Consider the following 14,399-nt stretch of genomic DNA (forward strand, 5'->3'; position numbering starts at 1 on the left):
TGAAAAGAAACGCTGCTGAATGAAATTCAATATACAATCTGATTACAAACCCACCGGAGATCAACCGAATGCTATAAAACAGTTAGTTACCGGAATTGAAAAAAATGAGCAATACCAGACCTTGCTTGGAGTTACTGGTTCCGGGAAAACTTTTACCGTGGCTAATGTGATCGAAGAGGTTCAAAAACCTACCCTGGTCCTGGCCCACAACAAAACACTCGCTGCGCAACTTTATTCAGAGTTCAAGGAGTTTTTCCCGGAGAATGCCGTGGAATACTTTGTTAGTTATTATGATTACTACCAACCCGAAGCTTTTATTCCCTCGTCGGGAACATATATAGAAAAAGATCTTTCCATTAATGAAGAGATCGAAAAATTAAGACTGAGCACCACTTCTTCCCTTTTAAGCGGACGAAGGGACGTGATCGTCATTGCTTCGGTTTCCTGCCTTTATGGTATTGGTAACCCCGTTGAATTCAGAAAAAATGTGGTTTCCATTGAGAAAGACATGGAGATCTCCCGAACCAAATTTCTGCATAGACTGGTTCAAAGTTTATATTCAAGAACCGAAGCTGAATTTAGTCATGGTAATTTCAGAATAAAGGGAGATACCGTAGATGTTTTTCCTAGTTACGCTGATAATGCCTTCAGAATTCACTTTTTTGGCGATGAAATCGAAGAAATTGAAGCTTTTGATCCGGGAACCAATGATATTATTGAAAAATATGACCGCCTGAATATTTATCCGGCAAATATGTTCGTTACCTCTCCAGATGTATTACAGGGAGCGATCCATGAGATCCAGGATGACCTGGTTAAACAGGTAGATTACTTTCGGGATATTGGTAAAAACCTGGAAGCAAAACGACTGGATGAAAGAACCAATTTTGACCTGGAAATGATTAGGGAACTCGGATATTGTTCAGGAATTGAGAATTACTCCAGATACCTCGACGGAAGAAAACCGGGCACGCGACCTTTCTGCTTACTGGATTATTTTCCTGAAGATTATTTAATGGTGGTTGATGAAAGTCACGTCACTATACCGCAGGTACATGCAATGTTCGGTGGAGACCGGTCTAGAAAAGAAAACCTGGTTGATTATGGCTTTAGACTACCTGCCGCAATGGACAACAGACCCTTGAAATTTGAAGAATTTGAAGCGCTTCAAAATCAGGTGATCTACGTAAGTGCGACTCCTGCCGATTATGAACTTCAGAAAAGTGAAGGAATATATGTGGAGCAGGTTATAAGACCTACAGGTTTATTGGATCCGGTAGTGGAAGTAAGACCGAGTTTAAATCAGATTGATGATCTTATCGAGGAAATTCATTTACGTGTGGAAAAGGATGAACGTATCCTGGTAACCACGCTTACCAAACGTATGGCGGAAGAGTTGACCAAATACCTCACAAGAATTAATATTCGTTGCCGTTATATACATTCAGATATCGATACTTTAGAAAGAGTAGAGATCATGCAGGACCTGCGAAAAGGTCTTTTTGATGTGCTGGTGGGCGTTAACCTATTACGTGAAGGCCTTGATTTACCGGAAGTTTCTCTGGTTGCAATAATTGATGCTGATAAAGAAGGTTTTCTTAGAAGTAACAGATCGCTTACGCAGACTATAGGTCGTGCCGCCAGACATGTGGATGGAAAAGCGATTTTATATGCTGATAAGATCACAGACAGCATGCAAAAAACGATAGATCAAACCGAATACAGGCGCCAAAAACAAATTGAATATAATACCGAAAATAATATCACTCCTACGAAACTGGTGAAAAAATTCAACTCTGCGCTTATCAAGGAAAAGCTGGATATATATGATCATGAAACACGTCCAGACCTGAAAGCAGCCGAAGAAGAAGCTGAATACCTGACCAAACCGCAAATGGAAAAAAAGGTTCGGGAAAAACGAAAAGCTATGGAAACTGCCGCCAAAGAACTGGACTTTATGCACGCGGCCAGGCTTCGTGATGAGATAAAGGTACTGCAGGGAAAAATTAGTGAAAAAGCTTAAATAATTATTCGATATAAATTTTTTTAATATATATTTACTTCATCCTAAAGCACTTAGCAATACTACTATGGCAAACTAAATCGTTTGTCCATGAAAAATTTCTATACTCTAATTTTATCACTCCTGTGTTTTACTAGTTATGCTCAGGTAGGGATTGGCACTTCAGATCCGAAGGCGCAATTGGATATTATTGCCACAGATAAAGAGAATCCGGCGAATTTTGACGGTATTCTAATTCCCCGAATTGAAAAATTTCCCATAGAAAATCCCGGCACCGATCAACACGGAATGCTCATTTTTTTAAGCAAAAGCGTGACGGGTTTCCCAACTGGATTTTATTTCTGGAATTATAATGAAGGAAAATGGAAATCCCTGGGGTCTGAAGCTTCCACTGCAAATTTTTATAAACCAGGCACAACTCAAAGTCCGAATAATATTTCTGAGATTATTTATCGGGATGCAAGTGTAGGCATTGGTACCGATCTAATCACATCCAGACTACAGGTAGCCATTGCCAGCGGAAAAGATCTGACCTTAAAGAAAGGGCTTGAAGTAGATAATGCCAATTCGGCTACAGATAATCTTACAACTTATGGGATCATAAATGATAACCGAAGTGCCACCAACGGTAATAAATATGGCATAAAATCGAATGTTGGTGGAGTTGGTACAGGAATTCATTACGGTATTTTCAATGAAACTTATCAAAATACGGGTACTAATGACATCTATGGGATATTTAACCGAGTAGGAAGAACTTTCGGTGCGAAAAGTAATAATTACGGGTTCTATAACGAAATAGGCAGTATACAAGGTGTGGGAAACATTTACGGTATTTATAGCATTGCACTGGGCGATTCTAATAGTAATGTATATGCTGGTTATTTCGCAGGAAGAGTAGGTATAGGAAATACTGCAGAAACCGATTACACCCTGCCGGTAGCAAGAGGACTAGAAGGCCAGACGATGATATTGAATTCTACCGGTCAGGCTTCATGGGCAAATCCCGGCTACCAGAATTATTCTTCTACAACTAGCGCTACCGGAGAATTCATGATTACGGATGAGATTGGTACTTTGAGGATCAACAATCAAATTTCAGGTTTGATAATTCCACAAGCCTCAGCCAATAAAGGTCGCATATTAAGACTGGTAAACTGGCCGGCAAATTCTGAAAAAGCTCTCATATTTCAGGGCGGAGATGATTTATTTGATGTGAAGACCAATTCAAAAATACTAAGTATAAAACCTCAGCAGCTCTTTACTATTCAAAGTGCAGGAAACAGATGGATTTTATTAGATCAATAAAAAAAGCGCTCAACATGAGCGCTTCTTCTCCTTTAACTAACTAACCAAACTAATTTTTTACGAAATATCTATTAATCTTTTCGCCTGTACCTTTGCTTCTTCCTTCTTAGGAAGCGCAATCTCTAAAACCCCATTTTTATAGGCTGCTGAGATCTTAGTACTATCTACCGAATCTGGCAGACTGAAAGCACGTTTAAAGTTGCTGTAACTAAATTCTTTTCTGGTGAACCTGCCATACTTATCGGTTGAATCAACTTCTTTTTTTTCTTCAGAAGAAATTGTCAATACATCATTATCCAGTTCAATATTGAAATCTTCTTTTGCTTTTCCGGGAGCAGCCACTTCAACATTAAAACTGTCTTCGGTTTCCATAATGTTGACCGCAGGGATACTTGTTCCAATGCTGTTCACATTTGTAGTTCCGCCTAACCAGTCTGTTTTAAACATATCATCAAAAACTGTAGGCAACCATCCTGTTTCGTTTGTTTTAATTAGACTCATAGCTTTATAATTTTAAGTTATTATTTATTATTGTTTTCAATTAACTTTTAGCAATTCCAATACCACTTCAGAAATCATGTCTTTCTGTCGCTTTTTTAAAGATTATTCATGCCATTTTGTCTTATTTAGCTAAATAAATATTAAATTACATCGGCTATTAGTAGATTCCTTAACTTTAAAAACTGAAGCTTACACTGAATGAAACAATTTTTCTACCGTACAATCTCCTTTTTTAATGTCATTGAAAGTAAGATTGCTTTCTACCCTACCTTATTAGCATTCCTGGGATTTAATTTTGCCTTCTTTATGCTTTATCTTGAAAACAAGGGTGCTTCCAGGTATTTAATAGAGCATGTGCCAGTATTAGTGGTAGATAACGGGGATACTGCAATGACCATTTTAAGTTCATTAATCTCAGGGCTTATCTCTATGGTAGTTTTTAGTTTCTCCATGGTGATGTTGTTATTAAGCCAGGCATCAAGTAACTTTTCACCAAGATTACTACCTGGTTTAATTAGCGATAAAAGACACCAGATAATCCTGGGAATTTACCTGTTCACAATATTGTATTGCATTTTTGTACTGTTCTCCATTCAACCCACCGGTGACCAATACCAAATACCAGGTTTTGCAGTATTACTTGGAATCATACAAACGGTAATAAGCATCTATGCATTTATCTATTTCATCCATAATATTTCGCAAAGCATTCAAATAAGTAATATTCTTCAAAACATATATAAGGTTGCCAAAAAGAGACTGGACAGACTCATAGATAATGAAGAAAATCAATTTGATGAATTTCCCTCTTCTGAAGACTGGTATGAATATCACAGTGAAAACAGTGGTTATTTACAGAACATATCCTTCACAAACCTGGTAGATATATGTCAGGCAGAAGATATACAGTTACATATACTTCCAGTGAAAGGAATTTTTGTGCTAAACGGGATCCCATTATTTAGAGCTAGCAAAAAATTAGATGAAAATGTTATAAATAAGATCCTAACGAATTTTAACTTCTCACGAGATGAGCTGGTTTCAGATAATTATACCCTTGCATTTAAACAGATCACAGAGATTATCGTCAAAGCCATGTCCCCCGGAATTAATGATCCCGGAACTGCCATCAATGGGATAGATTATCTAACTGAACTTCTCGCCTTAAGAATGAGAAAAAAAGATACAAGTGTTATAATTCGGGAGAAAAAGGCATATGTCAGGATTAACACCATTAATTTTGAGGATCTGCTTCATCAAATCATGGCTTCCATTAGAACCTATTGCAAACATGATATTATTCTGGTTCAGAAATTATTATTGATGTTCTATTACCTGGAAAAGCAGAAATCTCATGATTCTTCATATTCCAAAAATCTTAGGTACGAAGCAGAAAACTTGCTTAAAGATGCTAAAGAATCGATCAAAAATGAGGATGATATAAAAAGTGCTACTAAATTAGCAGCAAAATTTAACCTTCAGACAGAAAATTAGCATGGCACTAACAAATAATGATGTTTTTAAAAAACTGAGAGTAGCTCATAAATTAACCAATGACGATATCGTTAAGATTTGCGAGCTGGTAGATTTTAAGGTTTCCAAAAGTGAACTTGGAGCTATTTTTAGAAGAGAAGACCACGAAAAATATATGGAGTGCGGGGATCAATTTCTAAGAAATTTTCTTGACGGACTTATAATTCACCTCCGAGGCCCCATGCCGAAAAAGAAGTGAGAAATTAGACTTTAGACAAAATAAAAAAGGAGTGGATCAATTGATCACACTCCTTTTTTGTTTGAAATATTTAGAGAAAATTATCTTACAAGTTTTTTGTACTTGATTCGTTTCGGCATAATATCTCCACCAAGACGTTTCTTTTTATTCTCTTCATAATCTGAGAAACTACCTTCAAAGAAATATACCTGAGAATCTCCTTCAAAAGCTAAAATATGGGTACAAACCCTATCCAGGAACCAACGGTCGTGAGAAATCACCACCGCACAACCGGCGAAATTATCCAGACCTTCTTCCAAAGCCCTTAACGTATTCACATCAAGGTCATTCGTTGGCTCATCCAGCAAAAGAACGTTTCCTTCTTCCTTAAGAGTCATCGCGAGATGAAGACGGTTTCTTTCACCACCTGAAAGCATGTTTACTTTCTTGTTCTGTTCACTTCCACTGAAATTGAACCTACTTAAATAGGCTCTTGAATTTACCTGGCGGCCTCCCATCATGATCAATTCCTGCTCATCACTAAAGTTCTGCCAGATCGTTTTTTCCGGATCGATATTAGAATGACTCTGATCTACATAAGCGATCTGGGCTGTTTCCCCTACAGAGAAACTTCCTTTGTCCGGCTCTTCTTCTCCCATGATCATTTTGAAAATTGTGGTCTTACCAGCACCGTTAGGCCCAATGACCCCGACAATCCCGGCTTGTGGAAGATTAAAATTCAGATCTTCATATAGTAATTTATCCCCGAAAGCTTTACTTACGCCATTAGCTTCGATAACATTTGTACCAAGACGGGGACCATTTGGAATATAAATTTCCAGCTTCTCATCCATCTGTTTCTGATCCTGACTTAGAAGTTTATCGTAATTTTTAAGTCTCGCCTTCTGCTTGGACTGTCTTCCTTTAGGACTCATTCTGGACCATTCCAGCTCTCGCTCTAAGGTTTTCTGACGCTTGCTGGCTTGTTTTTGCTCTTGTGCAAGACGTTTAGATTTTTGATCTAACCAGGAAGAATAATTCCCTTTCCATGGAATACCTTCTCCTCTATCAAGTTCTAATATCCATCCAGCTACGTTATCTAGAAAATAACGATCGTGAGTTACGGCGATCACCGTTCCTTTATATTGCGCTAAATGATGTTCTAACCAATGAACAGATTCTGCATCAAGGTGGTTGGTAGGCTCATCCAGTAATAACACATCTGGCTCCTGAAGTAAAAGTCGGCAAAGCGCCACTCTTCTGCGCTCTCCACCTGAAAGCACCGAGATCTTTTTATCAGAATCTGGAGTTCTCAAAGCATCCATGGCGATCTCCAGTTTTGTGTCTAATTCCCATGCATTAGAAGCGTCGATCTTATCTTGAAGCTCAGCCTGCTTATCCATAAGCTTCTGCATTTTATCTGCATCTTCATAAACTTCCGGCAGCCCGAACATATCATTGATCTTGTTGTATTCATCAAGAATTCCAACGGTTTCAGCAACACCTTCTTTTACAACTTCCAGAACCGTTTTATTTTCATCAAGATCTGGTTCCTGCTCCAGCATTCCCACACTATAATTTGGTGAGAAAACAACATCTCCCTGGTAATTTTGATCTTTCCCGGCAATAATATTCAATAATGTAGATTTTCCGGAGCCATTAAGACCCAGGATTCCAATTTTCGCACCATAAAAAAAACTGAGATATATATTTTTTAAAACCGGCGTATTTGCATTTTTAAATGTTTTGGTAACTCCAGACATGGAAAAAATCACCTTTTTATCGTCTGCCATATATTTTTAAAATTTAAATTTTTATTGATTTACAAGTATGCAAATATCCTGAATTTTTCAGAGAAATCAATTATCATAAACACCCAATAATCGTTCAATTATAAGCAATTGCCCCGTATGATAAGCAGTATGTTCTACCACCAGAAATATTTCCCGAAGCAGTGTATGTTCTTTTGAATTCACTACCGGTTTATTCAGGTCGTTGTTAAGATCCAGAATAAATTCTTTCAATAGCCTGCGATCTTCGAAATAGTCGGCTTTAAGATCTTCCCAGTCTTCCTGACTATCTGGAGCCTGTTTTCCAGGCCAGTAATCATCGGGCCAGTTATGTGTTTGATAGTCTCCGGAAATTGTATATTCCAGTATATCTTTTTGAGCAAAAGCCATATGAAAGAAGATCTCATAAAAAGAATAGGGCAAACCGGTTGGTCTTATCCCGATTTTCTCAAACGGGATCGCATCCAAAAAGCTTTCTATCGACGCATAGGCCAGGCCACCTTCCAGATGTTTTACCAGTTGATTTCTTTGTTCAGTATCTTTTGTCATTGTGTCGAATATTTTAAACTCTTCCTTTAAGAGCATTGAATACCCAGGAAATAAAGAAAAATCCTATTCCGGTAACCGAGAAACCTATTGCATAATCCCGATACTTTAAAACCCCTAAAAGCACAAGCGCTGCACCTACAAGAAAGGTCAAAAATGAAGCCCACCCAAAAATGGTATTTTTATTCATTGCCATCTATTCTGTTTTATACAAATATCGTCTAATTTTTAATGATTTTTTTAAAGCTTAGAATTGTTGTGTTTTTGTATTTTAGCCAAAAGCCATTTCTGAATTAAATTCTCAAAATTTCTTCAGAAATCAGATTAATTTCAAATTAATCACATTAAAACAATCGAATTACTGTAAAAAGTTCAAAATAATGGATATCAACTTCAACAAAAATGAAGATCATAATAAGCTCTTAGTTTCTTCCTTGAGACAAAGGCTTGCTAAAGTAAAATTAGGCGGTGGCGAAAAGAGGATCAAGAAACATCATTCTAAAGGAAAAATGACCGCAAGGGAGCGAATTGATTTTCTCCTGGACGATCATGAAAAATCTATTGAAATTGCTGCCTTCGCGGGAGAAGGAATGTACGAAGAGCATGGTGGATGTCCAAGCGGTGGTGTTGTGGTTAAAATTGGTCATGTATCAGGTAAGCAATGTATCGTGGTGGCTAATGACGCCACGGTTAAGGCAGGAGCATGGTTTCCTATTACCGGAAAAAAGAATCTTCGTGCTCAGGAAATAGCAATAGAGAACAGATTGCCAATAATTTACCTGGTAGATAGTGCCGGAGTTTACCTACCAATGCAGGATGAAATATTTCCAGATAAAGAACACTTTGGAAGAATATTTCGCAACAACGCTGTAATGAGCAGTATGGGAATAACCCAGATTGCTGCGGTAATGGGGAGTTGTGTTGCCGGAGGTGCTTACCTGCCCATTATGAGTGATGAAGCGCTCATCGTTGAAAAAACTGGTTCAATATTTTTAGCAGGAAGTTACCTCGTAAAAGCTGCAATTGGTGAGTCTATAGATAATGAAACTCTAGGTGGAGCAACCACTCATTCGGAAATTAGCGGAGTTACCGACTATAAAGCGAAAGATGATAAGGATGCGCTAACGAAGATCCAGAATATCATGGACAAGATCGGTGATTTTGATAAAGCCGGGTATAGTCATAAAAAACCCGCACTACCCAAAGAGAAGCCTGAAGAGATCTATGGAATACTTCCTAAGAAAAGAAGTGACCAGTATGACATGCACAAGATCATTGATAGGCTTGTAGATAATTCAGAATTTGAAGAATATAAAGAAGGATATGGTCAAACCATTATTACCGGTTATGCCAGAATTGATGGCTGGGCTGTTGGTATTGTAGCCAATCAGCGTAAGATAGTAAAGACCAAAAAAGGTGAAATGCAGTTTGGGGGTGTGATCTATTCAGATTCCGCTGACAAGGCTACCCGTTTTATCGCCAATTGTAATCAAAAAAAAATTCCGCTGGTCTTCCTTCAGGATGTAACCGGATTTATGGTGGGAAGTAAAAGTGAACATGGCGGAATTATTAAGGATGGCGCCAAAATGGTAAATGCCGTAAGTAATTCTGTAGTGCCAAAATTTACAATTATTATTGGTAATTCATACGGTGCAGGTAATTACGCCATGTGTGGAAAAGCCTATGACCCAAGACTTATCGCCGCCTGGCCAAGTGCTGAACTTGCCGTAATGGGAGGAACACAAGCCGCGAAGGTGCTGGCTCAGATCGAGACTGCCTCTATGGAGAAAAAGGGAGAAAAAGTTGATGAGAAAAAAGAAAAAGAAGTTTTTGAAAAGCTGAAAGCTAAGTATGACGAGCAAACTTCTGCATATTATGCCGCTGCCAGGATATGGACAGATGGGATCATAGATCCATTAGATACCAGAAAATGGATCTCTATGGGAATTGAAGCTGCCAACCATGCTCCTATCCAGAAAGATTTTAATATGGGCGTAATCCAAACCTGATTTATGCTAAAAACATTTTTTTTAATTATTGCCATAATTACAAGTCTGCAATCCTTCGGACAGGATACAATTACAAAACGAGTAGTAAAGAAGTACATTCCTCTGGAAGTTTACGAAACCACTTTTGGGAAAACTTCAGATACTACAGAGTTTATGTATAAGGATAATGATACCCTAGTTCGTGTTCCGGTAGATTTCGATCCATTCGAAGGAAAGAATTATGTGAAAGTTGAGTATGAACCAAAAGATTCTACTTTTCTAAGCATTTACAAAAATGTGGTTTATAATACTGATAAGTCTAGCGGTGCAAAAGAACGTATGCGTTACTGGAAAGAAGATGTCAAAATATACTTTGACGAAAGCGTCCCGGCTTCTCACGCTAAAGAATTGATGCAATTTGCTAAGAAACTATCGGCCGATGTGGATTCACTGACTATTTCTCAAAATTTTCTTCGGGAAAAAGCTAATTATCTGGTTTACTTTCTTAACAGAGAGCACCAAACCGACTATGAGCCGAGAATTGGAAATTCTAAGTCTGGATATTATATTAATTGGAATGGAAAACAACAGATCTATGATGGCAAGCTGAAGATCAACACAGAATTGGTGAAATCAGATAAATACCAGCTAAGTTTACTGAAATTTCATTTTTTCAAATCACTGGGATATTTCAAATCTTCAAAAAAACTTGATTGTAGTAGTTATCTTTCTGCATGTAATACCCAACGAGAACTCTCTGAAATAGATCTAGAAATTCTTAAGTATCATTATTCATATGGGGTTTGTAAAGGCACCGACCTTAAGAGTTTCACAGAACTCACTAGTAGCATGAATAAAAAACTTGAAGAAGAACCAAACGCTAAATTATACGTTTTACATAATGAATAAATTATTCACCCTCCTTTCCCTTTTTACCTGGATGTTATCTGGCGCCCAGATTGTGGGAGATAACCATTCAGATTACACTGAAGCTGATACCCTTAGGGGTTCTCTAAGACCAGAAAGAACAAATTTTGATGTTCATAAATATCATTTGAAACTTAAAGTTGAACCAGAGAAAAAATTTATTTCTGGATCTAATATTATCAGTTTTAAAGTTGAAAAAGCTCTACCGGTGATGCAACTGGATCTTTTTAAGAATATGGAGATCGATTCCATTATTCACGAAGGAAGGACCTTAAAATATGAGCGAAAGTACAATGCCGTTTTTATTGAATTTGAGAAGGCCTTAAAAAAAGGAACTTTAGACTCCATTCAATTCTATTATCATGGTAACCCTTTGATAGCCGAGAATGCTCCATGGGATGGAGGTTTTGTCTGGACTAAAGACAAAGATGGCAATCCATGGATTGGAGTTGCCGTTCAGGGAACCGGAGCTAGTTTGTGGTACCCAAACAAGGATCATCAAAGCGATGAGCCGGAAGAAGCCAGGATGAACATTGCCGTTCCCAACGGACTCATGAACGTATCCAACGGGCGATTTATCGGCGAAAAAGATCTAGGAAATGGTTTTACAGAATGGAGCTGGAAAGTGGTGAACCCGATCAATAATTATAACATTATGATCAATATTGGAAATTACGAACATTTTTCAGACAGGTATAAAGATCTGGACCTTGATTACTACGTACTTCCCTACAATCTTGAAAAAGCCAAAGAACATTTTGCCGAAGTAAAGGATATGATGGCCTGCTTTTATGAAAAAATGGGGCCTTATCCTTTCGAAGAAGATGGTTTTAAACTGGTGGAAACACCTTACCTGGGCATGGAACATCAAAGTGCGGTTGCCTACGGAAATAAGTACTTAAAAGGATATTTGGGCAATGACCTTTCAGGAACCGGAATTGGTCTAAAATGGGACTTCATCATTATCCATGAATCCGGTCATGAATGGTATGGTAACAGTATTACCTCCAAAGATATTGCCGATATGTGGATTCACGAAGGCTTTACCAGTTATACGGAAGCTATTTATACGGAATGCCGCTGGGGAAAAGAAGATGCCTTAAAATATCTAAAAGGCATACGGCAAAACATCGCTAATAGCAGTAGTATTATCGGGGATTACGGAGTGAATGCAGAAGGTTCTGGTGATATGTACTATAAGGGAGCCAACTTATTGAATATGATCAGAAGTATTTATGATAATGATAAATTATGGTGGAATACCTTAAGAGACTATACAAAAACATTCAAGCACCAGACCATTACCACTGCTGATACTGAAAAGTTTTTTGATGAAGCAACAGCGGTTGACATTAAACCTGTTTTTGATCAGTATCTAAGACATTCTTCATTACCTACGCTTCAGCTAAGACAGGCAGATGATCAAATTCAGTATCGCTGGAAGGCTGATGTGGAAAATTTCAGGATGCCTGTAGATGTAATTATCGATGAAGAGGAAATTAGATTCAATGCAACTTCTGAATGGCAATCTTTCGAGACAGGGGAAGAACTTGACGAGCTAAAGGTAAATGATCTGGAATTCTATATCAATAGTGAGATCGTAAATTAGAACTGCAGAATTTTAAAGCGTATTCAATTTTCACCCGTATAAAAAATATGTTATTACATTGATTTTTAGTAAATTAATGTAAATTTTCCATTATGTTAAGTATCAAATCACTTAATAAGTGGGCCAATGCACATACTTATTACTGGCTGGACATATTGAGAGTAGCTCTTGGCGTTTTCTTTTTTATTAAAGGGGTCAATTTTATTTCTCAAACTGAAACTCTGGTAGAATTGATCGATCCGCTCAAAGGATTTGGAGGAACCATGTTAGTGGTTCATTACGTGGCTTCTGCGCATCTTGTAGGTGGAATATTAATTGCATTTGGACTGCTCACCAGATGGGCCCTGATTGTTCAAATTCCAATTCTTATAGGAGCAATTCTAATCAACTTTGTAGGCGTGATGAATGCCTCCAATTTAATTCTGGCTCTGGTAGTATCTGTATTTACCGTTTTCTTTATTTTCTATGGTTCCGGAAAACATTCCGCAGACTATATGATGAAAATGGGTTATTAGGCCTAACGGACTATTCTTAGTTTTCAGCTTTTTCTTCAGGAATTAGCATAAGATCTGTTTGTCTTTGGTTAACGTATCTAAAACCATCCTCTCCCCAAAATCCTGCTTCTTCCAGCATGATCCTGACACTTTTATCCCATTGCGGGATTTCAACTTCGGTATTTAATTCTATGGCATACACTGTATTTTCAAACAAAGTATAATCCCCGGTTCCGGGAACGCCTGCCTGCTGATCCCACATTCCAATGGTTGGTCCCGCCGAATGCCCGTATAAGCCTAGCGGATGGGTATAAATGGAAGCTTTCAATCCCTCTTCTTTCGCTTCTTCCAGACTTCGGCTCAAGATTTCATTACCTGTAAGTCCTGTTTCAAAATTTGAGGTAAGTATATCCTGAAGTTTATTTCCTTTATTAAAAGCTTGTTGAAGATATTCCGGGGCTTCTGTTTCATCATTTTTCAGCACATAGGCCATCTGCTGGCAATCTGTATTTAGCCTAAGATACGTGATCCCAAAATCACAATGCAAGAGATCTCCGGGAAGAATTACACTGCTGCCATTCTCATCTGAAAATGCCGTAATATGATCTACCAATTTTTCATTACTTCTTTGAATATCGACTGTAGGATGAAACCAGGTTTCCAGTCCCATTTCTGTAACTTTCTGCCTCATCCACCACACCACATCATCTGTAGTGGTTACGCCGGGATCAATTACATTTTCACTAAAAGCTTCTGCAATGATATTATGCGTGACCTCCACCAGCGAACTATAGATCACCATTTCTCTAAGTGTTCTGGTCTCTATCCACCCAACGGCAAGATCTTCAGCAGATACTATTCTATCCTCATATTGAGCCGGTAAAGTAGCTATAAATTCATCATAGTCCGTTTTCACAAGTCCATCTGCAATTCCGAAGTTTTCAGAAATATTCAGACCTATTTTTTCCGGGTTGCGATCTTTTATTATATCTACTAAAGCCTTCCATTGATCTGGTTGTTTTTCCTTATCCCAGGCTGATTCTATATTTTCACCAATATTATACCTGGCGATCGCAAATTTTTCTATGGAATCCTGAGATTTATTTCTGCTGAAAACCAATATGGTTCTTCGTCTTGCATTTAACCAGGTTGCTGGAAGCATCGTTCTTAGAACCGGGTCTTCATTATATTCCCTCGAGATCAAGATCCACATATCAATTCCCGTTCTATCCATAAGGTCGGGTAAAATTTCATTAAATCTTTCAGCAAGAATCTGATCTATAATTTTAGCTCTTTCACGTTCAGCAAGGATCTGACTTTGAACAATTGTGGTAAATAGCATTAAGCCTAATAGAAGTATTTTTTTCATGAATGGGTATAAATTATTTGAGGTATTTTAAATAAAGTCTGAATTATTCTAATTCGATCTTATCAATTAAAAGTTGAAATTTCTCATCCTTTTTATTGCCGATCAAAAAACCAATCTCGTCTATCTGATCGTG

13 protein-coding genes are annotated in these 14,399 nt (G+C 37.8%); 8 read left to right on the forward strand and 5 right to left on the reverse strand.

All coding sequences use genetic code 11. The features are described 5' to 3' along the window. Positions 1–19 precede the first annotated feature (19 nt). Both uvrB and LGQ90_RS06235 read left to right on the forward strand, forming a co-directional pair. The gene (uvrB, locus tag LGQ90_RS06230; RefSeq protein WP_229339275.1) at positions 20–2,023 is read left to right on the forward strand and encodes an excinuclease ABC subunit UvrB; all 2,004 of its coding nucleotides are present in this window, start codon (positions 20–22) and stop codon (positions 2,021–2,023) included. A gap of 90 nt (positions 2,024–2,113) precedes the next feature. Beyond that, complete coding sequence (locus LGQ90_RS06235) at positions 2,114–3,331, forward strand: hypothetical protein (RefSeq protein ID WP_229339277.1); 1,218 nt, start codon at positions 2,114–2,116, stop codon at positions 3,329–3,331. Positions 3,332–3,388: 57 nt separating this feature from the next. Here the strand turns inward: LGQ90_RS06235 and LGQ90_RS06240 are convergent, their stop codons facing one another. After that, positions 3,389–3,832: an Hsp20/alpha crystallin family protein gene (locus LGQ90_RS06240; protein ID WP_229339279.1), complete on the reverse strand. Its 444-nt coding sequence runs from the start codon at positions 3,830–3,832 to the stop codon at positions 3,389–3,391. Positions 3,833–4,030: 198 nt separating this feature from the next. Here LGQ90_RS06240 and LGQ90_RS06245 point away from each other — a divergent pair, with 198 nt between their 5' ends. Both LGQ90_RS06245 and LGQ90_RS06250 read left to right on the forward strand, forming a co-directional pair. After that, a complete protein-coding gene (locus LGQ90_RS06245) occupies positions 4,031–5,326 on the forward strand; it encodes a DUF2254 domain-containing protein (RefSeq protein WP_229339281.1) in 1,296 nt (431 codons plus the stop codon). A 1-nt stretch (position 5,327) separates the two neighbouring features. Next, positions 5,328–5,564 (forward strand): DUF1456 family protein, encoded by a 237-nt coding sequence (locus tag LGQ90_RS06250; RefSeq protein WP_011710164.1) that lies wholly within the window; start codon positions 5,328–5,330, stop codon positions 5,562–5,564. An 80-nt stretch (positions 5,565–5,644) separates the two neighbouring features. On the opposite strand, the gene ettA is transcribed toward LGQ90_RS06250, so the two are convergent. The 3 genes from ettA to LGQ90_RS06265 form a co-directional block, all read right to left on the reverse strand. Beyond that, positions 5,645–7,336, reverse strand: a complete 1,692-nt coding sequence (gene ettA, locus LGQ90_RS06255) for an energy-dependent translational throttle protein EttA (protein ID WP_229339283.1) — start codon at positions 7,334–7,336, stop codon at positions 5,645–5,647. Positions 7,337–7,402: 66 nt separating this feature from the next. After that, positions 7,403–7,882: a DinB family protein gene (locus tag LGQ90_RS06260; RefSeq protein WP_229339285.1), complete on the reverse strand. Its 480-nt coding sequence runs from the start codon at positions 7,880–7,882 to the stop codon at positions 7,403–7,405. 13 nt (positions 7,883–7,895) lie between these two features. Beyond that, positions 7,896–8,075 carry a CAL67264 family membrane protein gene (locus LGQ90_RS06265; RefSeq protein ID WP_229339287.1) on the reverse strand — a complete coding sequence of 60 codons (180 nt, stop codon included), beginning with the start codon at positions 8,073–8,075 and terminating at the stop codon, positions 7,896–7,898. A 184-nt stretch (positions 8,076–8,259) separates the two neighbouring features. Here LGQ90_RS06265 and LGQ90_RS06270 point away from each other — a divergent pair, with 184 nt between their 5' ends. The 4 genes from LGQ90_RS06270 (at position 8,260) to LGQ90_RS06285 (ending at position 12,918) form a co-directional block, all read left to right on the forward strand. Beyond that, a complete protein-coding gene (locus LGQ90_RS06270; RefSeq protein WP_229339289.1) occupies positions 8,260–9,888 on the forward strand; it encodes an acyl-CoA carboxylase subunit beta in 1,629 nt (542 codons plus the stop codon). 3 nt (positions 9,889–9,891) lie between these two features. Continuing rightward, entirely contained in the window at positions 9,892–10,776 is an 885-nt protein-coding gene (locus tag LGQ90_RS06275; protein ID WP_229339291.1) for a hypothetical protein, read from the forward strand. Then, a complete protein-coding gene (locus LGQ90_RS06280; RefSeq protein WP_229339293.1) occupies positions 10,769–12,403 on the forward strand; it encodes a M1 family metallopeptidase in 1,635 nt (544 codons plus the stop codon). The genes LGQ90_RS06275 and LGQ90_RS06280 overlap by 8 nt, the downstream gene beginning before the upstream one ends. 92 nt (positions 12,404–12,495) lie before the next feature. Then, the gene (locus tag LGQ90_RS06285) at positions 12,496–12,918 is read left to right on the forward strand and encodes a DoxX family protein (RefSeq protein ID WP_229339295.1); all 423 of its coding nucleotides are present in this window, start codon (positions 12,496–12,498) and stop codon (positions 12,916–12,918) included. A 16-nt stretch (positions 12,919–12,934) separates the two neighbouring features. On the opposite strand, the gene LGQ90_RS06290 is transcribed toward LGQ90_RS06285, so the two are convergent. Next, complete coding sequence (locus LGQ90_RS06290) at positions 12,935–14,266, reverse strand: M24 family metallopeptidase (protein ID WP_229339297.1); 1,332 nt, start codon at positions 14,264–14,266, stop codon at positions 12,935–12,937. Between the last annotated feature and the right edge of the window lie 133 nt (positions 14,267–14,399).

The organism is Christiangramia sediminis (assembly GCF_020552705.1).
Taxonomy (GTDB): Bacteria; Bacteroidota; Bacteroidia; order Flavobacteriales; family Flavobacteriaceae; genus Christiangramia; species Christiangramia sediminis.